Here is a 23,884-nt window from a genome sequence, read left to right as displayed (position 1 = left end):
CCGATTGCCCCGGCATTCCCGGCAGTCCGATGCGATATTGAGCGGTCGAAAACGACGAAAGGAAGGCGCATGTCCAAGAAGATACGCAAGAATTCTTCCAAACCGGTCGTTCCCGAAACCGCCCGAGCAGATGCGCTCGGCGGTGCGAAACCGGTCTGCAACGCCGACCGTTCACCCTCGTTGGCAGCGACCGAAAAGTCCAAATCGCGTTCGACGAAATCACTGCCTGAGTCTCAAGGGGCCGATCTTGCAGAGGGCTCCCGGGCACCGTCATTCAACCTTTCCCGGGATGACGGCACCCGTGTTTCGCTCGCCGATTTCGCCGGAAGGAAACTTGTGTTCTTTTTCTATCCGCGCGCCGGTACGCCGGGCTGCACCAGGGAGGCGATGGATTTCACCCGGCTGGCGAAAGAGTTCGCTGCCTGCGGAACGACGGTGCTGGGCGTGTCGGCCGATTCCGTGAAGACGCAGGACTCATTCCGCACCAAGCACAACCTATCCATTCCTCTCATTTCGGATGAGAAGCACGAAATGCTGGAAGCCTACGGCGCATGGGGCGAAAAATCCATGTACGGCAGAACCTTCCTCGGCATTCTTCGCACCACCATGCTGGTGAATGCGGACGGTCGAATCGTCCGCATCTGGCGCCGGGTCAAGGTCGACGGCCACGCCGAAGATGTGCTTGCGGCCGCCCGCGATCTGTAACGACGCACCGCCATTTCCCGAAAATTAACCATGAACGGTTCAAATCAGCATTGAAGTTGAGCCGACTGGAACCCGTTTCAGGCCGGCGCGGGAGTGCCGATGTCGTACCGTTCCAGTCAGTATGCCGAGTATCCGCAGCATCGCACGCACGATCATGATCGACATCCTTCCCGTCAGGCGCGTTCGGCCGCCCAGTCATCAGGGAAGAAGGAAACGCAACGCGTCTACACGCTTGCCCATGCCGGCAGGCAGGTCCGTTTCGGACCCGTGGTGTTCTGGATCGCAGTGGGAACCGTCACGCTGCTCGGAATCTGGTCCGCCGCGACCGCGACCTATTTCGCCTTCCGCGACGATGTGCTGACACGGCTCATCTCGCGCCAGGCCGACATGCAATACGCCTATGAAGACCGCATTGCCGAATTGCGCACGCGTGTCGATCGCACCACTAGCCGACAGTTGCTCGATCAGGAGCAGTTCGGCAGAAAGCTTGAAGAGATCGTGCGCCGTCAGACGGTGCTTGAATCCCACGCAGCCGCCCTGAAGGCCCTGCCTGACGTTACCGTAACCGGGTCGATCAACGGGTCGGCCAGAACGACCGGGAACACGAACACCGCGGACGCCAGTTCATCGGGGCCTGCAAAACCCTCCCCGATCAACGATACCGCCGTCTTCGCGCCGCCGCCCGATCGCGAGGCTCGCCTTGACACCCGTAAGCCGGCCAATGCCCATCCACAGCCGGTCCGATTCGCGAAAGCCGCAGGCCCGGCCAATCAACTGACGCAGCTTGAGTCGTCGCTCAATCGGGTCGAGCGCCGCCAGATCGCCGAACTGAATTCGGTCGAGGATCGCATGGAATCCCGCGTGCGCCGGATGCGCGGAGTCTTCTCCGATCTCGGACTCAAGATGACGAAGATGGAAGCCGGAACGCCACCCCCCGGCACGGGCGGCCCCTATGTGCCCGTCAAGTTGCGGTCCGATGCCGGCCCGTTCGAGCGCCAGCTCTACCGCGTCAATCTGACCCGGGCGCATATCGACCGGCTGAATCACGCGCTCGCCGTGGTTCCCTATCGCAAACCGGTGGTCGGCAAGGTCGAATTCACTTCCGGTTTCGGCGTGCGCGTCGATCCGTTCGTCGGACGGCCGGCGATGCACACCGGCCTCGATTTCCGCGCTGCGATGGGCGACCCCGTGCGCGCGACGGCGAACGGAAAGGTTGTCTCCGCGGGCTGGGCGGGCGGCTACGGACGGATGGTTGAAATCGATCATGGTAACGGCCTGTCGACCCGCTACGGGCACCTCTCCGCGATCGACGTGAAGGTCGGCCAATCCATCAAGATCGGACAAGTCGTCGGCGAAGTCGGATCGACCGGCCGTTCGACGGGCCCTCACCTGCACTATGAAACACGGATCGACGGGGAGGCCGTCGATCCCCAGAAATTTCTTCGAGCCGGCATGCGCCTGAACGCCGGCTAGACCTTCCGGAACCTCAATCGTTTCCGCACAGCCTGTATGGGCGGCTTTTGCGATTCAGCTTTTGTGCATCATGCGAGCGATTCATGTGGGTCGCTACCATTTGTGCTTGCAGATCCGACGCCTAATGTGCATATCGCGGAAACAATTTGCCGTATCATGACTTGATCTCGTGTGATCTGTCGTCGCGGAAAATGGGATCGGGTATGTTCGACCGAATCGTTGAAGGCACCGATCGGATCGATGCGAAGACCAGCAAGGCGATCGCAGCGGCAATCGGCGTGCGGCTGCGGACCGATGTCGGGCCCGAGGACGCGAAGCTACCCGCCCAACTCCAGCTTCTGCTGGATCGACTGCGTGCGCAGGAAGCCGGTGCCTGAGGACATTTCACGCGCAGTTCCCGTTTCCGGCATTTCAAACTGGTCGTGAGCCCGATCGCCGATCTCGTCGGAGGTTTCTACCACCAATCCAACCATAAACAGGTTGCGTTTCGCTGGCACAGCGGTGAAAAGCCAGCATGCTATCCATCACCGATATTTCGATCCGCATCGCCGGACGGTTGCTGATCGACCATAGCTCCGTACAGATCGTGCCCGGCGCGCGCGTCGGCTTTGTCGGCCGCAACGGCGTCGGTAAATCGACGCTGTTCCATGCAATACGCGGCGAACTGCCGACGGAAACCGGCACCATCGCCATTCCGCCGCGCTGGCGCGTCGGCAGCCTTGCACAGGAAGCCCCCGACGGCCCCGAGAGCCTGGTCGAGGTGGTGCTCAAAGCCGACCTCGAACGTCACGCGCTGCTGTGCGAAGCCGAGACCGCCCACGACCCGCACCGCATCGCGGAAATCCAGACGCGTCTCGTCGATATCGATGCCCATTCCGCGCCGGCGCGTGCGGCGTCGATCCTGAGCGGCCTCGGATTCTCGGCCACAGACCAGGCCCGCCCCTGTTCGGAATTCTCAGGCGGCTGGCGCATGCGCGTTGCGCTCGCGGCGACACTCTTTGCCGCACCCGATCTGCTGCTGCTCGACGAGCCTACCAACTACCTCGACCTCGAAGGGACGCTCTGGCTGGAAGATCACCTCGCGAACTATCCGCGCACGGTCATCGTCATCAGTCATGACCGCGACCTGCTCGACACATCCGTCGATCAGATTCTGCACCTCGATCGCGGCAAGCTCTCGCTCTACAAGGGCACCTATTCCTCCTTCGAGGACCAGCGCGCTACCCGCGAGATGCTCGACGCCAAGCACGCCAGGCGACAGGCCGATGAACGCAAGCGGCTCCAGGACTTCGTCGATCGCTTCAAGGCCAAGGCCTCGAAGGCGCGTCAGGCGCAGTCACGCGTGAAGATGCTCGAACGCATGAAGCCCGTGACCGCGCTGGTCACGCAGGACGTGCGTGAGATTTCTTTTCCCGTGCCCGAAAAGCTGCTGTCGCCGCCGATCATCGCCGTCGACGGGGCCGTCGTAGGTTACGACCGCGAACTGCCGGTGCTCAAAGGTGTGACCTTGCGGATCGACGAAGACGATCGCATCGCCTTGCTCGGCGCCAACGGCAACGGCAAGTCCACTCTCGTCAAACTGCTAGCCGGAAAGCTGCAACCGTTTGCCGGCAAGGTGGTGCGCGCCGACAAATTGTCGATCGGCTATTTCGCCCAGCATCAGACCGACGAACTGGACCTCGACGGCTCGCCCTACGATCATATGCGCCGACTGATGCTAGGTGCACCGGAAACGAAAATTCGCGCCCGCGTCGGCGCCATCGGCTTTTCCGGCAAAGCAGGCGATACCCTCGTGAGAAGCCTGTCGGGCGGCGAAAAAGCGCGTCTTCTGCTCGGGCTTGCGACATTCTTCGCGCCGAACATGATCATTCTCGACGAGCCTACCAACCATCTCGATATCGACAGCCGCGCCGTGCTTGCCGAAGCCATCAACGAATTTCCAGGCGCTGTCATCATGGTCTCGCACGATCGCTATCTGATCGAAGCCTGCGCCGATCAATTGTGGGTGGTCGCAGACCGGACCGTCACGCCTTACGATGGCGACCTCGACGATTATCGCCGTGCGGTTCTGTCGGCGCGGGGCCTGCGCGCGAGCGCCCGTGATCGCGGATCCAGCGAGCGGGACAACGGCCGCGACAAGCCTCAACGCAACAAGACCGAAAAGCGTGTGCCGCTGAAGCAGAAGATTGCGAACGCCGAGGCGGAGATCGAGCGGATCACGGGTATCATCGCAAAAATCGATGTCGCCCTCGCCTTGCCGGATCTGTTCAAGCGCGATCCCAAACAGGCCGCGCAACTCAGCAAGGCGCGCGCCAGCGCCGCGAACGCCCTGCAGCGCGCGGAAGAAAGATGGCTGGAGGCCAGCGCCTCATACGAAGAAGCACCCGGCTAGGGCGGGATGAGGAAAAGTGTGTAGCGGTTTTCCGCCCGCATCCCGCTTCTCAAAAATATGGGAATCGATCACGTTCATGATTTTGGATCGAATCGATCCAAAATCATGAACAATAGCGTTTTCGAGCGAAGCATGTCCTGGGGCGTAACCCGAGGATGAATACCGCTTCGCGTGAAGAAGACGCGTCAAATCAAATCACAGAGCCTCGCTTCTGATTCCATCAGAAGCGAGGCTCTGAGTTGCCGCGAATTCAGTTCGCCGCGCGGTGCTTCTTTTTCCCCCGTCGCTCCCGCTTCGGAGGCGCAACCGGTTCAGGCGCCTTTTCGATCGAAGACAGACGTCCCGCCGTGAAAGTGTAGATTCCGGCGTGCGGACCCTTCAGGAACGTCAGCACCGCAACGCGGGCGCCGTGTGGATTGTTGGAGAGACTAACATTGTCCGGTGCGCCGATGCCGCGCGTCACGTCGCATTCGGTGTGCCCCAATGCCACCGTGCCAGTTCCAGGCGCCACGGACGCCGGCGTTGTCGGCCCTCCGGCGGCGCCATCGGTCAGCGCACTGGATTCACCCGCGCCGATCGGCGGCGCCATGCCCGGACAAAGGCCGTCAGCGCTGATGAGATCGTCCGGGGTCACGGGCTTGCTGGGCGTCAGGGGGGGCGTTTCGATCGAAACGTTCTTGATGAACAACCTGCCCGATCGCGAAAACCAGTTCGCATCCTTGGACAGCAGATCGGACGAAAACATGTCCGATGCGCTGCCGCAACCCGACAGGAGCGGCGCCACCAAAAGCAGCGACATCAAGGCCCATTGATGAAATTTGGGCTGTCTCACGACGAATTCTGTCCCCAACGGATCGTAAAGCCTGTCCCAACACCAATTTGAGGCACGACCATGGCTGGCCGTGAGGTCGGATCAGAAAGCCTCAAATATAATTAAATTACAACCGCTGTATGTCGCTAGTGGCGACGCTGCCAGCGCCCCCTTTCGTCGGCCTGCCAGTAAGTCACCTCGAACCCTCGCGACTTGCATTCGGTCCAGACAGCCCGCGCGGCATCCAGCGAGATACTGTCGTCGCCATCGAACACCAGCACCAGCCGTTCGTAGGCTTCCGGACTCTCCGGAAGCGGAGCGCTGTCGATCAGAAATCTGACGGTGGCCCGATTGGGATTGTGGCCGTCGATTGTCAGCACGATCGGCTGCTCGCTTGCGTCCTCGATCCGCCACGTCGCATGCGGCAGGAATGAGTCGTCGCGATAAGTCCACAGATGCGCATCGAGCGCATCGGCGCGCTCCTCGGAGGTTGTGTGCACGACGGCTCGCCAGCCGCGCTCGATGGTTTTTTCGAGCAGCGGCGGCAGAACGCTTTCAAGCGCCATGTTCTGCAAGTGATAGAACAGGACTTCGGTCATCGCCGCGCTTCGTAATACTCCGCAACCAGCCGGTCCAGCAGGCGGACACCGAACCCCGATCCCCAGCTTTGGTTGATGTCCGATTTCGGAGCGCCCATCGCCGTTCCCGCTATGTCGAGATGCGCCCACGGCGTGTCGTCGACAAACCGTTGCAAAAGTTGCGCAGCCGTGATCGAGCCGCCATAGCGGCCGCCGGTGTTCTTCATGTCGGCGAACTGCGAGTCGATCAGCTTGTCGTATTCGGGCGCGAGCGGCATACGCCAGATACGCTCGCCGGTCTCGATGCCGACCTTGGTCAATCGCTCCGACAACTGGTCGTTGTTGGAGAACAGGCCGGCGTGTTCGGTGCCGAGCGCAACCATGATGGCGCCGGTCAGCGTCGCGAGATCGACCATGACCTTCGGCTTGAACTTGCGGGCGACGTACCAGAGTACGTCGGCAAGAACCAACCGGCCCTCCGCATCGGTGTTGATGATCTCGATGGTCTGGCCCGACATCGAGGTTACGATATCGCCGGGCCGCTGCGCGTTGCCGTCGGGCATGTTCTCGACGAGACCGATCGCGCCGACGGCATTGACCTTCGCCTTGCGCGCGGCAAGCGCATGCATCAGCCCGACCACGCAGGCCGCGCCGCCCATGTCGCCTTTCATCTCCTCCATGCCGCCGGCGGACTTGATCGAGATGCCGCCGGTATCGAAGCAGACGCCCTTACCGACGAAGGCGACCGGCGGTTCACCCTTTTTGCCGCCGTTCCAGCGCATGACCACCGTCCGGCTGGGTCGCGCCGACCCCTGCCCGACCCCCAGCAGCGCGCCCATGCCGAGCTTCGTCATTGCCTTGACGTCGAGGACGTCGATGCCGACCCCCAACCTGCGCAACCGGCTGGCGCGCCGCGCGAACTCTTCCGGATAGAGCACATTCGGCGGCTCGTTCACGAGATCGCGCGCTATAATGACGCCCTCGACAACGTGAACGGTCGGCGCGAACGCTTTCTTCGTGGCGGCAAGGTCGGCGACCGCGATCGACACGTTGGCGTGCAGCGCCGTGTCGTCGCCGTCCTTCTTCCTGGTCTTGTAGCGGTCGAATTTGTAGGCGCGCAACCGGATGCCGGAGGCCAGCGACGCCGATTGATCGGGGCTCATCGCCGCCGACGGCAGTTCCGCAATCACCGTCACGGCGCCGTTATCGCCGCGAATCTTTCCGGCCAAGACGCCGCCGTACTTGAGGAAGTCGCTGCTTTTGAGGGCGGACGCCTTGCCGGCGCCGACGACGATCAGGCGATCCGCCTTCAGGCCCTCCGGTGCGAGGATATCGAGCGTCGCCGCGCTTTTGCCCTTGAACTGATTGGTCGTCGCGGCTCGTTTGACGACTCCGGCTGACGCCCCGAGAGCCTTGCTCGCGGTCCGGCCGAATTTCAGCGCATCGTCGCAGAACACCACGAGTGTGCCGCGCGGAGCGGTCGAAAACGGAACAAAGCCGACCTTGACGGCGTCGGGCATCAGCAAATCCTCCAGAATCAGGGGCGGCGCAGCGTCGGTATCCGGCTGGCGTGTGAAATAACGACTATGACCTGTCAAAGGCAACGCTGCCAAGGTCCCACGATCCCGGATCGGCTATCCGCAGCCGTATTGGCTCCAAAACCCGCTCGGAGGCACATTTGCCGTCTGGCCGTCGTGGCTGCACGGCCACATATCCCGGAATTTAACCATAATCGATGGGCATCAGGGCTCGGCCATTTTGTTGACGGATCAAAGGGATGGTAGTGAGAGGCGAGTCGGGTAAAAACATTGGCGAGGCATTGGGAAAGTCTCGGCCAGGATCTGGCGCTGCCGGTTGTTTTGACCTGGAGGACGGGGGGATCGTTCAGACCGATGGGGTCGATCGATAAGTACATTTTCCGGACGACGCTGGCGTCGTTTGTCGTGGTTCTGGTCAGCCTGACGGGGGTGATCTGGATTACGCAGGCGTTGCGCGGCATCGACCTGATGACGAGCCAGGGTCAGACCATTCTGACGTTTCTGGGGATCACCAGTCTCGCGATTCCGGTGCTGGTGCTGATCATCTCGCCGATTGCGCTGATGATCGCGATTTCCCACACCCTCCACAAGCTTGCCACCGATTCCGAAATCATCGTGATGAACGCGGCCGGTCTGTCGCCTTTTCGGCTGTTTCGGCCGTTCATCTACGCCACCGTGGTCGTGGCCTTGCTGGTGGCGTTTATCGCAGCCTATCTTGCGCCCGACGGTATGCGCCGGCTGAAACGATGGGACGCCGAAATCACCGCCGACGTTCTGGCGAACGTTCTGCAGCCCGGCCGGTTCGCGCAACTCGATCCAAATCTGACGATTCGTGTTCGGGAACGCCAGCCCGGCGGCCTGCTCGTTGGCATCTTCATTGACGACCGCCGCAATCCGAACGAGCGCGTCAGCATCATCGCCGACCACGGAACCGTGATGAAGAACGACAAGGGATCGTTCCTCGTTCTTGAAGACGGACACCTGGAGCGACTCGAGGCCGGCAAGCGCGAACCGAACATGGTGGCGTTCCGCCGCAATGCGTTTGACATGTCGAAATTCTCAAATCGGGGGCATGACGTCGTTTATGGCATCCGTGAGCGCTACCTCTGGGAGTTGATTGCGCCGGAACCGACGGATCCGCTGGTTCGGCAAATGCCCGGCCAGTTCCGCGCCGAGCTTCACGATCGCTTCACGGCGCCGATCTATCCGTTTGCCTTTGCCGCACTGACCTTCGCATTCCTTGGAACACCGCGCACCACGCGTCAGAGTCGCAATTTCTCCATGGGAGCGGCGATTGCGACCGTTTTCGGCCTGCGCATGGCAGGCTTTGCGCTTTCGGTCTTGGCCGTGAAGTCGCCAACCGCGCCACTCCTGCAATATCTGCTTCTTTTCGGTGCGATCGGTGTCAGCCTCCGGGTGATTATTGCCGGAACCGTGCTCGAACCGCCCGCCGCGTTGATGGAAGCGATCAACAGATCGAACGCACGGCTCCTCCGCCTGCTGGGGAGGCCAGCCACCGCATGAGCATGTTGACGAACACATTGGGCCGTTATTTTGCCGGCCGTTTCGTGGTGGCTGCGCTCGGCGTGTTCGCCAGCATCTTCCTGCTTCTCGTTCTCGTCGATTACATCGAAATGGTCCGGAGGACGTCCGGACTTGCGTCGGCATCGGCAATCATGGTTGCGGAAACATCGCTCTTCAGGGTGCCGCAGCTGCTCGAGAAACTGACCCCGTTTTGTGTCCTGGTCGGCGCCATGACCTGCTACCTGGCCTTGTCGCGGCGGCTGGAACTGGTGGTGGCGCGCGCCGCTGGCGTCTCGGCATGGCAATTCATCTCGCCGGCGCTCGCGTGTGCGCTCGTGCTCGGCGTCCTCGCGACCACGGCCTACAATCCGATGTCGGCCAACCTGCGCGAATTGTCCAAGAAAATGGAGGCCGAGCTATTCGGCAACGTCTCGGGAGGGGGCCTGCAGGAGGCATCCGGCTTCTGGATCAATCAGGTGACGGACGATGGCCAGGCCATCATCAACGCCACGCGCAGCGAGCAGCAAGGCGTTCGCCTGACCGGGATCACCGTGTTCAGGTTCGATCCCGACTCCACGTTCAGGGAGCGTATCGAGGCACGCGAAGCGACCCTTGAGGACGGCCACTGGCTGTTCAAAGGTGTTCGCCGCTTTACGCTCGATAGCCCTCCGGTCGAGCAGGAGACCCTCGTCCTCCCGACCAGTCTGACGGCGGCGCAAGTCCGGAACAGTTTCGCCACCCCCGAGACTGTGTCATTTTGGCAACTGCCGGGGTATATCAGGTCGTCCGAGAGTTCAGGATTCGCCACCGCAGGCTATCGGCTGCAATACCACAAACTCATCGCACAGCCGTTTTTGCTGGCTGCAATGGTGATGCTGGCGGCCTCGGTGAGCCTCAGGTTCTTCCGCTTCGGCGGCGTACAGAAGATGGTTTTGAGTGGCGTGGGGTCAGGCTTTCTGCTCTACGTCCTGTCCAAGGTAACCGAGGATTTGAGCAAGGCCGAGTTGATGAATCCAATCGCTGCGGCGTGGTTGCCCGTCTGCGTGGGCGGCCTCGCCGGCTTTTTGGTCTTGTTGCACCAGGAGGACGGATAGTGGCTGTAATCGCCGCCCTCCGTAGACGCTCGCCTGCTTGCGAGCGGCGCACTCCCCTGCGCCGCCACCGAATTGACGTGCCCGCGATTCTGACCGCGTTGGCCACCGCAACTCTCGGTCTGATCATCGCCGCCGAGCTGGACATCGTCACGACCACGCCGGCCGCGGCCCAAAGTTTCACCTACAACCCTCGCCCGGCAAAGCCCAAGCCGCCGCCGGCTGAGAAGAACGGGCAGATGCTCGTTCAGGCCAACGAGGTCGACTACGATTATAACAACTCGCGCGTCTCAGCCGTTGGCAACGTGCAGTTGTTCTACAACGGAACCAGCGTCGAGGCGGACAAGGTCATCTACGACCAGAAAACCAAGCGGCTCCACGCCGAGGGCAACATCCGCATGACCGATGCGGACGGCAAGATCACCTACGCCAACATCCTGGATTTGAGCGACGACTACCGGGATGGCTTTGTCGATTCGCTAAGGGTCGACACCGCGGACGCGACGCGCATGGCAGCGAGCCGGGCCGATCGGACCGAGGGCAACTACACCGTCTTCGAGAACGGCGTCTACACCGCCTGCGCGCCCTGCAGGGAGGATCCGAAAAGGCCTCCGCTGTGGCAGGTCAAGGGCGCCCGCATCATTCACAATCAGACCGAGAAGATGCTGTACTTCGAGGACGCCCGGCTGGAATTCTACGGCGTGCCGATAGCCTATATGCCCTTCTTCTCCACGCCGGATCCGACCGTGAAGCGCAAGAGCGGCTTCCTGATGCCTAGTCTGACTACCTATGATGCCTTTGGGGTCGGGATCGAGGTCCCCTATTACTTCGCGCTCGCGCCGAACTACGATCTGACCCTCTCGCCGCGCTTTACCACGCGGCAGGGCGTGCTGATGCAGGGCGAGTTCCGGCAGCGTCTCATCGACGGCGCCTATCAAATCCGTGCTTATGGAATCGACCAACTCGATCCCGGTGCCTTCACGAGCGGTGGTACCCCCCTGCCTGGCGATCGTCAGTTCCGCGGCGGTGTCGACACCAAGGGCCAGTTTGCGTTGAACGACAAATGGGTCTGGGGCTGGGACGGCGTCCTGTTGAGCGACTACTATTTCTTCTCCGACTACCGGTTGTCGCAATACAAGGACCCCCTGCAATCGTTCCTGAGTCTGCCGACCGAGGCGATCTCGCAGCTCTATCTGACCGGCGTCGGCAACCGCAGCTATTTCGATGCCCGCGCGATCCACTACCTGAGCTTCTCAGGCAACCAAAGTCAGGTTCCGGTGGTTGCGCCGGTCATCGACTATTCGAACGTCGTCAATCATTCGGTCATCGGTGGCGAGTTCAGCTACAAGTTCAACTTCACCAACCTCACGCGCGATCAGGCGCAGTTCGATCCGATCTCGACGCTCGCGAATACCTCTTACCTGTGCCTTCCGACGTCAGCCGACCCGATGGCACGGACGCCCAACAACTGCCTACTCCGCGGCATTCCCGGCACCTACACCCGGCTAACCGCCGAAGCACAGTGGCGCAAGTCGTTCACCGATTCCTTCGGCCAGATCTGGACGCCATTCGCTTCGCTTCGCGCCGACGCGATCAATGCCGACATCTCTAACCAGCCGGGCGTGTCCAACTTCCTGCAGCCCGGCAACGCGAGCACGGTCCGCCTGATGCCGACGGTGGGTCTTGAGTATCGCTACCCCTTCATCAACGTTCAGCCCTGGGGCACCACGACAATCGAACCGATCGCGCAAGTCATCATCCGCCCGAACGAAAGCTATGCGGGCAAGCTGCCGAACGAGGATGCGCAAAGTCTGGTCTTTGACGCCAGCAATCTCTTCAGCGTCGACAAATTCTCCGGATACGACCGCGTCGAAGGCGGCGGCCGCGCCAATGTGGGCATAAAGGCGACGACCCAATTCGACCACGGCGGCGCGATCAATTTCCTGTTCGGCCAGTCCTATCATCTGTTCGGCCTGAACTCGTTCGCTGTCGCGGATCTTACCAATACCGGGGTTGATTCCGGCTTGCAGCGCGCGCAATCCGACTATGTGTCGAGCATCAACTATTCACCCAACAGCATCTTCACGTTCAGCACACGCGCGCGTTTCGATGAAGCGACCTTGAACGTACAGCGCTTCGAGGCCGAAGGCCGCGCCAGCTTCAACCGCTGGTCTGCGAGCGTCCTGTACGGCGATTATGCCGCGCAGCCGGACCTCGGATATCTCACGCGCCGCCGGGGCATTCTGGGCACCGGTTCCATCAAGGTTGCTTCGAACTGGGTCGTGCAGGGTGCGGCACGCTGGGATCTGGAAGCCAACCAGATCAATCAGTATTCAATCGGCGCAGGGTACGTGGACGACTGTTTCGTTCTCGGTGTCAATTACGTGACGTCATACGTCTACTCTGCAGGAACGACGCCGCCCACGCTTACTCATGCTTTCATGCTTCAGCTTGGCTTGCGGACCCTGGGCCAGACTCGCGGAGGGTCGAGCGGCGCTGGCATCCGGTAATTTTCAGAGCGGCGGCACTTTGAACAGCAGGCTGCGCCGCCCGATATGACAACCAGACCCGGTTAACACGAGACCTGCTAGCGCGACTGACATGAAAATGACCTTGCTCCTCCGGGCGTTTTGCCGCCTTGCCGTACTCGCCGTTCTTCCGTTCACCTGCCTGAGCTCGCCGCTGCATGCGCAGTCCGTCGCGGTCATGGTCAACGGCGAGCCGATCACCAGTTTCGATATCGAACAGCGCAGCCGGCTGATTAAAATATCCACGCACAAAACTCCGACCCGGCAGCAGGTGATCGACGAATTGATCGACGAAAAGGTGAAGGTCAAGGAAGCCAAGAGGTTCGGTGTGAACCCGACCTCGGCGGATATCGATCAGCAGTACGCCAGCATGGGCGCGCGGATGCGGATGTCACCGGAACAGTTGACGAAGTCGCTCGCCTCTCAGGGTGTTCGTCCAGACACGATCAAAGCGCGCCTGAGGGCCGATCTTGTCTGGGGAAGCCTCGTGCGCGGCCGCTTTAAGGATAGCCTTCTTGTCAGCGACCGCGACGTCAACGAAGCACTGAAGAACAGCGGCGAGGATCAATCGAAAACGGAGGGGTTCGAATACCAGATGCGCCCCGTCGTGTTGATCGTTCCGCGCGGCGCGGCGGCTTCTGTGATGGAGTCCCGGCGCAAGGAGGCGGACGCGTTGCGCGAACGCGTTCAGTCGTGCGCGGATGCGACTCGCATTTTCAAAGCGATGCGCAACGCCACAATACGCGAGACGGTCGTCAAGACGTCGGCCGACCTGCCGCCGCCGATTCGTGATTTGCTCGACAAGACGCCCGTGGGCCATCTGACCCCGCCGGAGATCACGCGGCAGGGCGTGGAAATGGTGGCTATCTGCGGAAAGAAGGCAACCAGCGTGGATACCCCGAAGAAAAAGGAAATCCGCGAAAAGATGTTCGCCGAAAAGTACGAGAAGAAATCCAAAGACTATCTGGAAGATATCCGGAAATCCGCGATGATCGAATATCGCCAGGGTGGCCCGGGAAAAAAAGGCGAATAACAGTGACGTTCGCGCCCCTCGCTTCGGCTGGTGGCTTGATTCTAACATTGCATCCCGTTGCGGCAGGAGTTCTTGCAAACGTTAGAACCCATGAAAGCCGCGCTGGAGCGACCGCGTGGTGAAGCCTGTTGCACTGACCCTGGGCGAGCCGGCCGGCATCGGACCGGATATCGCGATCGCGGCGTGGCTGCGGCGCAAGAGCGATGCCGTTCCGCCTTTCTATCTCCTTGGCGACCGCGCCTTTATCGCAGCCCGCGCGAAACTGCTCGGAGTTGATCTTCCTCTGGCCGAGGCCGACCCCGGCGATGTCTCCGGGATATTCGCTGAAGCGCTTCCGATTGCTCCCACCGGCCACCCGACAACAGCGCGTCCCGGCCATCCCGACGACAACAGCGCTGCGGCAACGATTGGCTCCATCCGCCAGTCGGTCAACGACGTAATCGCCGGACGCGCTGCCGCGATCGTCACCAACCCGATCGCCAAGAGCGTGCTGTACCGAGCCGGCTTCGCTCATCCCGGCCACACCGAATTTCTCGCCGAACTGGCGGCGACAAACGGCCAACCGCCGCAACCGGTAATGTTGCTGTGGTCGTCCGATCTTGCGGTGGTGCCGGTCACGATTCATCTGCCGCTCCGCGAGGCGATCACCACGCTGTCGAGCCGGATGATCGTTGATACCACTCGCATCGTCGTTGCCGGCCTGCGCACGCGCTTCGGAATTCTCCGGCCCCGTATAGCGGTATCCGGCTTAAATCCTCATGCCGGAGAGGACGGCTCGCTCGGAACCGAGGATCAGACGATCGTCGCTCCGGCCATCGCAATCCTGCGCGCCGAGGGGGTCGACATCAAAGGCCCGCTTCCCGCCGACACCATGTTTCATGAAGCCGCGCGCCGGACCTACGACTGCGCGATCTGCATGTATCACGATCAGGCCCTGATTCCGGTCAAGACGCTGGCCTTCGATCGGGCGGTCAACGTCACGTTGGGACTGCCGTTCGTCCGCACCTCCCCCGATCACGGCACTGCATTCGATATCGCGGGGACGGGACGCGCCAATCCGTCGAGTCTGATCGCCGCGCTGCGCCTGGCCGCGCGGATGGCGGACTCAACGCATTTGGCATGAGCACGATCGACGACCTCCCCCCGCTGCGCGACGTCATCAGACGTCATGCGCTGTCGGCTCGCAAATCGCTGGGACAGAATTTTCTGCTCGATCTGAACCTCACTGCACGGATCGCGCGCGCCGCCGGCCCGCTTCAAGATGCGACCGTCATCGAGGTCGGCCCCGGTCCCGGCGGATTGACCCGCGCGCTGCTTGCCATGGGCGCACGACAGGTCATCGCCATCGAACGTGACGCGCGTGCACTCGGCGCGCTGGAAGAAATCTCGTGTCGCTATCCCGGCCGCCTCACGATCGTCAACGCGGACGCGACGCAGTTTGATCCCCGTCCGCTGCTCGGCGCGACGCGCGCCAAGATCGTCGCCAATTTGCCCTATAACATCGCGACCGCGCTTTTGATCGACTGGCTGAGCGTCGAACCCTGGCCGCCCTGGTATGACACCATGGTGCTGATGTTCCAGCGCGAGGTCGCCGAGCGCATCGTCGCGCGCGAAAACGAAGAGGCTTATGGCCGCCTCGGCGTCCTGTCGAACTGGCGTGCCGAAACCAAAATCCTGTTCGACATCTCGCCCGCGGCATTCGTCCCGCAACCCAAGATCACGTCCTCTGTCGTTCGGCTGGTGCCTCGCGACAAACCCGAGACTTGCGAGCGCCGGTTGCTCGAACAGGTCGCCGCCGCCGCCTTCGGGCAACGTCGCAAGATGCTGCGGCAAAGCCTGAAATCACTGCCCGCCGATCCGGCTCGGCTGACCGCGGCGGCCGGCATCGACCCGACGCAGCGAGCCGAGACGGTTCCGATATCCGGCTTTGCCGCCATGGCCCGTGAATTAGCGGACATACGGAATAGAACCGGCCGGAACTGAGGAAAAAACATTATGGCGTTGATGCGCCGCCAATCGCTTGTCAAATTCGATGCGCCGGTGTGCGAGACCGTTGTCGACACTCCGAGGCCTCAAGGCCGCGAGGCGCTGGTGCGCATCGAACGTTGCGGACTGTGCCACTCCGACCTGCACATTCAGGACGGCTATTCGGATCTCGGCAATGGCGAACGGCTCGACATCACCCGTGGCATGACGCTGCCGTTCACGCTCGGCCATGAGATCGCCGGCGTCGTCGACGAGGTCGGCCCGGATGCTCCGAAAAATATCATCGGGCAGAAGAAGGCGGTATTCCCCTGGATCGGCTGTGGCCAGTGCCGGGATTGCCGGGCCGGCGATGAAAATCTCTGCGCCAAAAACCGCTTTCTCGGCGTCTCGATCGACGGCGGATTCGCCACCCATGTGCTGGTGCCCGACACAAAATACCTGCTCGATTACGATCCCCTGCCCGTTAACATAGCGGCGACGCTGATGTGTTCAGGCATCACCGCCTACGGCGCACTGAAGCGCCTCGTCGACCGGCCGCGGCAGCGCAACCTGCTGCTGATCGGTCTCGGCGGCGTCGGCATGATGGGACTTGCGTTCGCGCAAGCCATGTTCCAGCAGAGAATCTCGGTCGCGGACTTGAGCCCCGCAGCGCGAGAGAGCGCACTCAGGAACGGCGCTGCGGTGGCCTACGATCCATCGGAAGCCGATATCGTCAAGCGCGTCATCAAGGAGAATGACGGCGGCTTCGATGCCGTCGTTGACTTCGCCGGCAACGAGAAATCGATGAACTTTGCAGTCTCGACCGTCGCCCGCGGCGGCAAGATCGTGGTCTCGGGCCTGATGGGCGGCCATTTCAATCTGCCGATGGTGCAGTGGATTTACAAGCGCATGACCATTGAAGGCTTTATGGTCGGCACGCTCGCCGAGGCGCAGGAACTGATGGCACTGGCGCGGTCCGGCAGGATCAAGCCGACACCCATGAGGGAGGAGCCGATGGGCAATGCCCGGAAATGGATGGAGCAATTGCGTGCCGGCAAGGTGATCGGCCGCGTCATATTCAAGAACTGACGAAGATTTCGCCGAAGCACCCTGACCTCACCAAGAAAACCCGAGGCACGACACGCTACTCGCGAAACGTGTGTTTAATGCGCGCGCCCGGCCTCAATTAAGCCCCAGCCATTCCGGATTTGCGGCGCAATGCGACCCAAGTCTCTCCCGACAATTTGGCGAAGACGTCATCGCGTTCATCTCGTCATCACCGGGGATGCTCATGTCAAACCGTTTGGGGAAATTCTCAACACTTTTGATCGCTTCATTGGCCGGCAGCATTCTCGCGATCGCCGCACACAGTCCGGCACGCGCAGACGACACCTGCCTGTCGGGGCCCAAAGCGACAACGCCGCGCGGAAGCCACTGGTACTATCGCGTCGAGCCGGGAACGAAACGTCACTGCTGGTATCTCGGCGCAGAACGCGGCAAGATCGCGCAGAAAGCTGCGGCAAAGCCCTCATCACCTGCTACCACCGCACCGGATAAGCCGGCCGAGACTTCTGCGGCACCGCCTTTGCAGCCGACCGTCGCCAACGCCCTCGCCGAATTCGACGGTGCGACGGGCGCGCGTGATCAAGCGACGGCCGCCCCCTCGCCATCCGAAACGGCCTCCTCAAATGCGCACGATCAGGCGACCGCCAGCCCCCCGCCATCCGACACGGCTCCGCCAGACCAAGCTGCGCAGACTGCCGATGCCTTGCCGTCAGCCGTTACCACGCGCTGGCCCGATCCGGCGATCAATGCGGCTCCGGTGATCAATGCGGCACAACAGCCGGCACCTGCGGCACCAGTCACGTCCAGCCCGCAGTTGCAGGATGACCCGCCCGCGGCAGCAGTCGCGCCTGCTCCACAGTTGCTTGGCGAACGCAGCGAGCCCGGTCCCGCCGTCCGCGTCGTTGACGTTCCTGAGTCCGAGCCATCGTCCTACTCGATGCCGATGCTGCTGGGCGGACTTGCCGGCGCGTTGGCATTCGCAGGCCTTCTCGGATTTGCGGCTATCAAGTTCGGAAACCTGAGCAGTTTCGGAAACCTGAGCAGCCTCGTGCACATCCGTCGTCGTCGGGATTCGATCTGGGATGTGGTCGATAACGGTCACTCTCCGCCGTGGCAGCGGCGGGATACTGACATCGCGCCGACGCCCGCCAGCGACCCGCTCCGCGCTCGCCGGGAGATCGAGGCGCAATCGCGCGACATCATGGAAATCCTGTCTCGGGCGTCACGTGGGGCGACGACTTAGAGCGCTTACCGTTCTGACGGGTCAGAACGGGTGCTCCAAGTTATTGAGTGGTCGCATTTCGTTACGGTGACCCGGTGTCCACTTCACCGGGAAATACGCTAGCGGTGGACTATGTCTCAAGTTGCCGCTGCAGTTCGCGCACGAACGCCGTCAATCCCGTTCGGCGTTCACGCTTGAGCCGCTCTGCCTTCAGGATCGACTGCACTTCGCCAAAGGCTTCATCGATATTCTGGTTGATGACGATGTAGTCGTACTCGGCCCAATGGCTCAGTTCATGCGTAGCGCGGTCCATTCGTCCGCGGATGACGTCGCCGGAATCCTGGGCGCGCGTGTGCAAACGTCTCTCGAGGTCGGTAGCGGACGGCGGCAGAATAAAGACGCTCACCACGTCGGCCCGGGCTTTCTCCCGCAACTGCTGCGTGCCCTGCCAGTCGATATCGAACAACACGTCGCGGCCGGATGACAGCGCCGCCTCCACCGGAGCGCGCGGCGTACCATAACGGTTGTCGAACACGGTGGCCCATTCCAGCAGCTCGTCGCACTTGACCATGACCGCGAACGTCGCCTTGTCGACGAATTTGTAGTCGCGACCCTCAACTTCGCCGGGCCGCATCGGCCGCGTGGTGGCCGAGACCGACAGACTCAACCCTTCGACCCGCTCGATCAGCAGCCGCGACAGCGTGGTCTTACCAGCACCCGAAGGCGACGACAGCACGAACATCAGTCCGCGGCGTTCAACCCCATCGAAACCCTGGCCGTGAGCAGCCATCGATCACTCCAGATTCTGGATCTGTTCGCGGAATTGCTCGACAACGTTTTTCATTTCAAGGCCGATATTGGTCAATTCGAGATCGTTCGACTTCGAACAGCAGGTGTTGACTTCCCTGTTGAATTCCTGCGCAAGGAAATCGAGCCGCCGCCCGACCGGACCGCCCCCGCCGATCAATTCGCGCGCCTGCGAAATATGCGAGGCAATGCGGTCCAGCTCCTCGCGGATATCGGCCTTCGCGACGATCAGGATTGCTTCCTGATGAAGCCGATCCTGATCGAAGCGGTCGGATACCTCGATAAGCGCTGCGATCTGCTCGGCGAGCCGCGTCTTCACCGCGTCCGGCCGACGGCCGGGCGCGGCCTCCGCCCTGCTCGCGAGACGTTCGATCTCATCCATCCGCTGCGACAGGATCTGACCGAGCGCGACGCCCTCGCGCTCGCGCATATCGATCAGGCTGCGCAATGCCTGTTCGAAAGCACCAGCGGCGGCGGCCTTCGACGCCTGTTCCTCCGCTTTATCGATGTCCGCTTCAACCACTTCGAGAACACCCTTGATCGACAGCAAGCCGTCAATGCTCGGAGCGACCGCGTCGATCCTGCCGGACAAATCTCCCGCAGCTTTCAGGATAGACGCCAACACCTCCTCGTTGATGCGAACGACAGACGCGGCGTTGCTGCGCTTCACGGTCAGATTGGCGTAGACAGTGCCGCGCGACAACATCTGGGCCGACCGGCTGCGCACCGTTGCTTCGATATCGTCCCAGCCCGGCGGCAGCCGCGTCCGAAGGTCGAATCCCTTGGCGTTCACTGATTTCAGCTCCCATTCGAACGCATAGGGCCCACTGGCACCGTGGCTTCGTGCAAAGCCGGTCATGCTCGACAACGCCATCGCGTGGTTTTCTCCGAAGCGTCCAGATATGAGATTCGCGGGAACGGACGTTCCCAGTGGAGTGAATTTGACATTCGCTACCCACGTTGCAGCAGACCCGGCAAGCGACCGTCAAACTCGAAACTCCACTAGATAAATGCTAGTGGCCCGATTCCAACATTTGCAAGAACTCCCGCCGCGACAGGATGCAAATGCTAGAATCGGACCGCTAGGTTAGAGGGTTTTGCGGACGAGTGAAATCCGCTTCCGGAACGACACCGGCGGTTGCGTGGAATAGGCGTCTATTGGTGGACAACGGGCCGCGAAGGCTCTGCCGCGCCATGCCGGGCCGGTCGGGTTCGCTTTCGCGGTGCAGGCTTCGCGGCAGGCGTTTCTCCTGTCGCATCGTTATCCGTTGCGGCGGGCGCCGCAGCCGGCGGCGGCGGATCGTCCTCCGGTTCAACCGTATCGTTCCGGATCTGCTTTTCCATGGTCCGCAGCCGGGCGACGTTCTTCTGGTGTTGCTCGTAGGTCTCGGTGAAGCTGTGCCCACCGGTCCCGTCGGCGACGAAGAACAAATCGCGCGTCCGCGCCGGATTTGCCGCGGCTTCGAGCGAGGCCCGGCCGGGGTTCGCGATCGGTCCGGGCGGCAACCCCTCAATCACGTAGGTGTTGTATGGGGACGGCTGCGTGATTTCGCTGCGTTTGATCGGCCGCCCGAGCGTTCCCTTACCGCCGACCAGGCCGTAGATGATGGTCGGGTCGGATTGCAGCTTCATTTTCTGCTTAAGGCGGTTGACGAACACCGCCGCGACCCGGCTGCGTTCGTCCGCCTTGCCCGTTTCCTTTTCAATGATCGATGCGAGTGTAACGAGCTGCTCGGGCGTCTTGATGGGCACATCGGGGGTACGACGTTCCCAGATTTCCGCGAGCACGCGCTTCTGCGCCTGTTGCATGCGCTGGATCACCTGCTCCCGGCTGGTTCCTCGGGGGAATTTGTATGTCTCGGGCAGCAACGAGCCCTCGCGTGGAATCTCGCGAATGGTCCCCGAGAAAATCTGGTTTTGCGAAAGACGTGCTACGATCTGCTCGGAGGTCAAACCCTCCGGTATAGTCACAGAATGCTGCACCACCTTGCCCTCGACAATGGTGCCGATGACATCGCGAAGACTGGCATTTTTCTGAAACGCATATTCGCCGGGCTTGAGACCGGCGCGTGCCTTCAGCGCCAATACGCTTCCGATAAACGCCAGGCGATTGCTGTCGATCACACCTTCGCGCTGGAGAATGTCTGCGATATCACCCATTCCGGCCCGAGCCGGAATGTTGACGATCTTTTCTTCCTGCAGCGGTCCGGGTGCCTCGATCTTCTGCTTGCCGTAAATATAGATTCCGCCAACACCAAGCATCCCGATCAGCACGATGGTGATGATCGCGTTGCCGGCAATCACCAGCGGACTGCGGACGCGCGCGGAGCGCTTGGGCGGCGGCGGCACCTGTTCGGGTTCAAGTGCGGCGCGCGGACTGCGCGGAGAAATGGGCGGCCTCTCAGTCATCGATACAACCTGAATCCTGTCGGTTCAATCGCGGCCGGCGAATGTCTTTTGCCCCGGCCACCAGCTTACGCCCGCTACTAGGATTTATCATCGAATGCGGCGAAACGGTGGATTTACTCCCGTCACGCGTTAATCGGCCACACGCCGCATGACAACGGACGCGTTGGTGCCGCCGAAACCGAACGAATTCGACAGCACCACATTGATCTCCCGGTTCCGTGCCTTGTGCGGGACCAGATCGATCGCGGTTTCCACGGAGGGATCATCGAGGTTGATCGTCGGCGGCGCGACGTTGTCGCGAATCGCAAGGATACTGAAAATCGCTTCGACAGCCCCGGCGGCGCCCAGCAGATGGCCGATCGACGATTTGGTCGACGACATCGACGTTCTCGATGCGGCGTTGCCCAGCAGGCGCTCGACTGCACCCAGTTCGATTTCATCGCCGACCTGAGTGGATGTGCCGTGGGCGTTGATATAGTCGATATCCGACGGTGATACGCCTGCACGCTTCATCGCCGCGGTCATGCTGCGAAACGCACCGTCGCCGTCGGGCGACGGCGAGGTGATGTGATAGGCATCCCCCGACAGGCCATAACCTGTCACCTCGGCATAGATTCTCGCGCCGCGCCGGCGTGCATGCTCGTACTCCTCAAGCACAACGATACCCGCACCCTCTCCCATCACGAAGCCGTCGCGATTCTTGTCGTAGGGACGCGAGGCTTTCTGCGGCGTGTCGTTGAAGCCGGTGGACAGCGCGCGCGCCGCGCAGAAGCCCGCCATGCCGATGCGGCAGACCGGCGACTCCGCACCGCCCGCCACCATCACATCGGCGTCGCCGAGCCCGATCAGGCGGCTGGCATCGCCGATCGCATGCGCACCGGTCGAACAGGCCGTGACCACAGCATGGTTCGGTCCCTTCAATCCGTGTTTGATCGACACGTAACCCGACGCGAGATTGATCAGGCGTCCCGGAATGAAGAACGGCGACACCTTGCGCGCTCCCCGCTCCTTCATAAGAACCGCGGTGTCGGCGATTCCCGACAAGCCGCCGATGCCGGAACCGATCATGGTTCCGGTCGCGCAACGATCCTCTTCGGTCGCCGGATGCCAGTTCGCATCGTCGAGCGCCTGCGTGGCGGCGCACATCGCAAAGATGATGAAATCGTCGACCTTGCGCTGGTCCTTCGGCTCCATCCACTGGTCGGGATTGAAGGTTCCGTCGGTCCCGTCGCCGCGCGGAACGACGCAGGCGATTCGGCTCGGCAAGTCGGCAACGTCGAACGTCTCGATCTGCTTCGCGCCGCTCTCGCCGGCGAGGATGCGTTTCCAGGTTGGCTCGACGCCGCAGCCAAGCGGCGACACCATGCCTATACCCGTGACGACGACGCGCCTCATATGAAAAACTCCAGCCTCCTTGCCAGCCATAAGGAAAAGCCGGTGGACCGTTCGATCACGGTCCGTCCGGCTTCATCAAGACCGCACGAGAGCGTCAGCTTTTCGCGTTCTTCTCGAGAAACTTGGTGGCATCGCCAACGGTCAGAATCGTCTCTGCCGCGTCGTCGGGAATTTCGCAGCCAAACTCTTCCTCGAAGGCCATCACGAGTTCGACGGTGTCGAGACTGTCGGCGCCAAGATCGTCGATGAAGCTGGCATTATCGACGACTTTCTCGGGCTCTACGCCAAGGTGCTCGACCACGATCTTCTTAACCCGCTCGCCAATCTCGCTCATCATTAAACCTCGCGTTTGTTCAATTGGACCCGACCGCAGAACGAGCCAGCGTGGAGCACTAACTCGCTAAGTTCCTGTCGCTATAGCAGTCGTGTAGAATCGGTCTGTTCCGCTTTGAGCGGGTGCGGACCGGCAAACGACGGCAGCCTCCGCACCGCCAATATACAGGGTTTCAAATTCCTGCAATGGCGTTCTTCGCCCGCCCGTTGTTCGTTCGGTTATCACACATCGAAAGCCTTGACCACAAGGCCCGGCGGACGGGCCCAAAGCCCCTCAAATCATTGCCATTCCGCCATTGACGTGAATCGTTTGTCCTGTCACGTAAGCTGCTTCGTTCGAGCTCAGATAAACCGCCGCCGCCGCGATATCCGCCGGCGTCCCAAGACGCGCCGCCGGGACTTTCGTCAAAATCGACTCACGCTGCTTGTCGTTCAGCGCGTCGGTCATCGGCGTCGCGATAAATCCGGGTGCAATGCAGTTGGCCGTTACACCGCGCTTCGCATATTCCGCGCCCAGCGTCTTGATCATGCCGATCAGCCCCGCCTTCGACGCGGTGTAGTTGCCCTGGCCCGGATTGCCGGTCACGCCGACCACCGAGGTGATCGCGATGATGCGGCCGAAGCGCTTGCGCATCATCAACTTGGTCGCGGCGCGCGCCAGACGGAACGTCGCGGTCAGATTGATCCGGATGACATCGTCCCAATCCTCATCGCGCAATTGCACGAACAGATTGTCACGGGTGACGCCGGCATTGGCGACGAGGATATCGACTTGCCCCATCGCCTTCTCGGCATCGGGCACCAACGCCTCGACCTCCACCGTATCGGACAGGTTGCAGGGCAGCACATGGACGCGCTCGCCAAGCGTGCCCGCCAGTGCCTCCAGCACCTCGCGCCGGGTGCCGGAAATTGCGACCGTCGCTCCCTGCGCATGCAGCGCCTTCGCAATGGCGCCTCCGATGCCGCCGGTTGCGCCGGTCACGAGCGCGGTCCTGCCGGTCAAATCGAACATCGT

21 protein-coding genes are annotated in these 23,884 nt (G+C 61.7%); 12 read left to right on the top strand and 9 right to left on the bottom strand.

All coding sequences use genetic code 11. The features are described from left to right. Positions 1-69: 69 nt before the first annotated feature. From V4R08_RS03185 to V4R08_RS03170, 4 genes are all read left to right on the top strand, one after another. Positions 70-705 carry a peroxiredoxin gene (locus V4R08_RS03185; RefSeq protein ID WP_335578006.1) on the top strand — a complete coding sequence of 212 codons (636 nt, stop codon included), beginning with the start codon at positions 70-72 and terminating at the stop codon, positions 703-705. A 99-nt stretch (positions 706-804) separates the two neighbouring features. Next, entirely contained in the window at positions 805-2,178 is a 1,374-nt protein-coding gene (locus V4R08_RS03180) for a M23 family metallopeptidase (protein ID WP_335578005.1), read from the top strand. A gap of 203 nt (positions 2,179-2,381) precedes the next feature. Continuing rightward, complete coding sequence (locus V4R08_RS03175; protein WP_335578004.1) at positions 2,382-2,555, top strand: hypothetical protein; 174 nt, start codon at positions 2,382-2,384, stop codon at positions 2,553-2,555. A gap of 137 nt (positions 2,556-2,692) precedes the next feature. Next, positions 2,693-4,570, top strand: coding sequence for an ABC-F family ATP-binding cassette domain-containing protein (locus V4R08_RS03170; protein WP_335578003.1), 1,878 nt, complete (start codon positions 2,693-2,695; stop codon positions 4,568-4,570). Positions 4,571-4,820: 250 nt separating this feature from the next. Here the strand turns inward: V4R08_RS03170 and V4R08_RS03165 are convergent, their stop codons facing one another. From V4R08_RS03165 to V4R08_RS03155, 3 genes are all read right to left on the bottom strand, one after another. After that, the gene (locus V4R08_RS03165; protein WP_335580165.1) at positions 4,821-5,369 is read right to left on the bottom strand and encodes a hypothetical protein; all 549 of its coding nucleotides are present in this window, start codon (positions 5,367-5,369) and stop codon (positions 4,821-4,823) included. Positions 5,370-5,527: 158 nt separating this feature from the next. After that, positions 5,528-5,980 carry a DNA polymerase III subunit chi gene (locus V4R08_RS03160; RefSeq protein ID WP_335578002.1) on the bottom strand — a complete coding sequence of 151 codons (453 nt, stop codon included), beginning with the start codon at positions 5,978-5,980 and terminating at the stop codon, positions 5,528-5,530. Next, positions 5,977-7,479: a leucyl aminopeptidase gene (locus tag V4R08_RS03155; RefSeq protein WP_335578001.1), complete on the bottom strand. Its 1,503-nt coding sequence runs from the start codon at positions 7,477-7,479 to the stop codon at positions 5,977-5,979. Before V4R08_RS03155 ends, V4R08_RS03160 begins: the two co-directional genes overlap by 4 nt. 372 nt (positions 7,480-7,851) lie before the next feature. Between V4R08_RS03155 and lptF the strand changes: the two genes are divergently transcribed. From lptF to V4R08_RS03115, 8 genes are all read left to right on the top strand, one after another. After that, positions 7,852-9,021 (top strand): LPS export ABC transporter permease LptF, encoded by a 1,170-nt coding sequence (lptF, locus tag V4R08_RS03150; protein ID WP_335578000.1) that lies wholly within the window; start codon positions 7,852-7,854, stop codon positions 9,019-9,021. Then, positions 9,018-10,115: an LPS export ABC transporter permease LptG gene (lptG, locus tag V4R08_RS03145; protein ID WP_335577999.1), complete on the top strand. Its 1,098-nt coding sequence runs from the start codon at positions 9,018-9,020 to the stop codon at positions 10,113-10,115. The genes lptF and lptG overlap by 4 nt, the downstream gene beginning before the upstream one ends. Then, positions 10,115-12,622 carry an LPS-assembly protein LptD gene (locus V4R08_RS03140; protein ID WP_335577998.1) on the top strand — a complete coding sequence of 836 codons (2,508 nt, stop codon included), beginning with the start codon at positions 10,115-10,117 and terminating at the stop codon, positions 12,620-12,622. The genes lptG and V4R08_RS03140 overlap by 1 nt, the downstream gene beginning before the upstream one ends. Before the next feature lie 91 nt (positions 12,623-12,713). Next, complete coding sequence (locus V4R08_RS03135) at positions 12,714-13,673, top strand: SurA N-terminal domain-containing protein (RefSeq protein WP_335577997.1); 960 nt, start codon at positions 12,714-12,716, stop codon at positions 13,671-13,673. A gap of 115 nt (positions 13,674-13,788) precedes the next feature. Beyond that, positions 13,789-14,796, top strand: a complete 1,008-nt coding sequence (gene pdxA, locus V4R08_RS03130) for a 4-hydroxythreonine-4-phosphate dehydrogenase PdxA (protein WP_335577996.1) — start codon at positions 13,789-13,791, stop codon at positions 14,794-14,796. Beyond that, a complete protein-coding gene (gene rsmA, locus V4R08_RS03125; protein ID WP_335577995.1) occupies positions 14,793-15,656 on the top strand; it encodes a 16S rRNA (adenine(1518)-N(6)/adenine(1519)-N(6))-dimethyltransferase RsmA in 864 nt (287 codons plus the stop codon). The genes pdxA and rsmA overlap by 4 nt, the downstream gene beginning before the upstream one ends. Positions 15,657-15,668: 12 nt before the next feature. Further along, positions 15,669-16,727: an alcohol dehydrogenase gene (locus V4R08_RS03120; RefSeq protein WP_335577994.1), complete on the top strand. Its 1,059-nt coding sequence runs from the start codon at positions 15,669-15,671 to the stop codon at positions 16,725-16,727. A 247-nt stretch (positions 16,728-16,974) separates the two neighbouring features. Then, complete coding sequence (locus V4R08_RS03115) at positions 16,975-17,946, top strand: hypothetical protein (RefSeq protein WP_335577993.1); 972 nt, start codon at positions 16,975-16,977, stop codon at positions 17,944-17,946. 109 nt (positions 17,947-18,055) lie between these two features. Here V4R08_RS03115 and gmk read toward each other — a convergent pair whose 3' ends face one another. The 6 genes from gmk to fabG all read right to left on the bottom strand — a co-directional run bounded on the left by gmk (position 18,056) and on the right by fabG (position 23,881). Continuing rightward, positions 18,056-18,715 carry a guanylate kinase gene (gene gmk, locus V4R08_RS03110; RefSeq protein WP_335577992.1) on the bottom strand — a complete coding sequence of 220 codons (660 nt, stop codon included), beginning with the start codon at positions 18,713-18,715 and terminating at the stop codon, positions 18,056-18,058. A 3-nt stretch (positions 18,716-18,718) separates the two neighbouring features. Further along, positions 18,719-19,606 carry a YicC/YloC family endoribonuclease gene (locus tag V4R08_RS03105; protein ID WP_335577991.1) on the bottom strand — a complete coding sequence of 296 codons (888 nt, stop codon included), beginning with the start codon at positions 19,604-19,606 and terminating at the stop codon, positions 18,719-18,721. Between the two features lie 281 nt (positions 19,607-19,887). Next, complete coding sequence (gene mltG, locus V4R08_RS03100; protein WP_335577990.1) at positions 19,888-21,141, bottom strand: endolytic transglycosylase MltG; 1,254 nt, start codon at positions 21,139-21,141, stop codon at positions 19,888-19,890. Positions 21,142-21,270: 129 nt separating this feature from the next. Next, positions 21,271-22,536 (bottom strand): beta-ketoacyl-ACP synthase II, encoded by a 1,266-nt coding sequence (gene fabF, locus V4R08_RS03095; protein ID WP_335577989.1) that lies wholly within the window; start codon positions 22,534-22,536, stop codon positions 21,271-21,273. 94 nt (positions 22,537-22,630) lie between these two features. Beyond that, the gene (locus V4R08_RS03090) at positions 22,631-22,870 is read right to left on the bottom strand and encodes an acyl carrier protein (protein ID WP_006610957.1); all 240 of its coding nucleotides are present in this window, start codon (positions 22,868-22,870) and stop codon (positions 22,631-22,633) included. A gap of 273 nt (positions 22,871-23,143) precedes the next feature. After that, positions 23,144-23,881, bottom strand: a complete 738-nt coding sequence (gene fabG, locus V4R08_RS03085; RefSeq protein ID WP_335577988.1) for a 3-oxoacyl-[acyl-carrier-protein] reductase — start codon at positions 23,879-23,881, stop codon at positions 23,144-23,146. Between the last annotated feature and the right edge of the window lie 3 nt (positions 23,882-23,884).

The organism is Nitrobacter sp. NHB1 (assembly GCF_036964665.1).
Taxonomy (GTDB): domain Bacteria; phylum Pseudomonadota; class Alphaproteobacteria; order Rhizobiales; family Xanthobacteraceae; genus Nitrobacter.
The sequence above is the reverse complement of the archived record's forward strand: the minus strand, read 5'-3'. Positions and strand labels throughout refer to the sequence as shown.

Excerpts from the sequence above, each read along its gene's own strand:
- rsmA (WP_335577995.1), top strand. The coding sequence starts at position 14,793 with ATGAGCACGATCGACGACCTCCCCCCGCTGCGCGACGTCATCAGACGT.
- V4R08_RS03175 (WP_335578004.1), top strand. The coding sequence starts at position 2,382 with ATGTTCGACCGAATCGTTGAAGGCACCGATCGGATCGATGCGAAGACC.
- V4R08_RS03090 (WP_006610957.1), bottom strand. The coding sequence starts at position 22,870 with ATGAGCGAGATTGGCGAGCGGGTTAAGAAGATCGTGGTCGAGCACCTT.
- mltG (WP_335577990.1), bottom strand. The coding sequence starts at position 21,141 with ATGACTGAGAGGCCGCCCATTTCTCCGCGCAGTCCGCGCGCCGCACTT.
- V4R08_RS03180 (WP_335578005.1), top strand. The coding sequence starts at position 805 with ATGTCGTACCGTTCCAGTCAGTATGCCGAGTATCCGCAGCATCGCACG.
- V4R08_RS03155 (WP_335578001.1), bottom strand. The coding sequence starts at position 7,479 with ATGCCCGACGCCGTCAAGGTCGGCTTTGTTCCGTTTTCGACCGCTCCG.
- lptF (WP_335578000.1), top strand. The coding sequence starts at position 7,852 with ATGGGGTCGATCGATAAGTACATTTTCCGGACGACGCTGGCGTCGTTT.
- V4R08_RS03160 (WP_335578002.1), bottom strand. The coding sequence starts at position 5,980 with ATGACCGAAGTCCTGTTCTATCACTTGCAGAACATGGCGCTTGAAAGC.
- V4R08_RS03105 (WP_335577991.1), bottom strand. The coding sequence starts at position 19,606 with ATGGCGTTGTCGAGCATGACCGGCTTTGCACGAAGCCACGGTGCCAGT.
- V4R08_RS03165 (WP_335580165.1), bottom strand. The coding sequence starts at position 5,369 with ATGTCGCTGCTTTTGGTGGCGCCGCTCCTGTCGGGTTGCGGCAGCGCA.
- fabG (WP_335577988.1), bottom strand. The coding sequence starts at position 23,881 with ATGTTCGATTTGACCGGCAGGACCGCGCTCGTGACCGGCGCAACCGGC.
- fabF (WP_335577989.1), bottom strand. The coding sequence starts at position 22,536 with ATGAGGCGCGTCGTCGTCACGGGTATAGGCATGGTGTCGCCGCTTGGC.
- gmk (WP_335577992.1), bottom strand. The coding sequence starts at position 18,715 with ATGGCTGCTCACGGCCAGGGTTTCGATGGGGTTGAACGCCGCGGACTG.
- V4R08_RS03120 (WP_335577994.1), top strand. The coding sequence starts at position 15,669 with ATGGCGTTGATGCGCCGCCAATCGCTTGTCAAATTCGATGCGCCGGTG.
- V4R08_RS03185 (WP_335578006.1), top strand. The coding sequence starts at position 70 with ATGTCCAAGAAGATACGCAAGAATTCTTCCAAACCGGTCGTTCCCGAA.
- lptG (WP_335577999.1), top strand. The coding sequence starts at position 9,018 with ATGAGCATGTTGACGAACACATTGGGCCGTTATTTTGCCGGCCGTTTC.
- V4R08_RS03135 (WP_335577997.1), top strand. The coding sequence starts at position 12,714 with ATGAAAATGACCTTGCTCCTCCGGGCGTTTTGCCGCCTTGCCGTACTC.
- V4R08_RS03170 (WP_335578003.1), top strand. The coding sequence starts at position 2,693 with ATGCTATCCATCACCGATATTTCGATCCGCATCGCCGGACGGTTGCTG.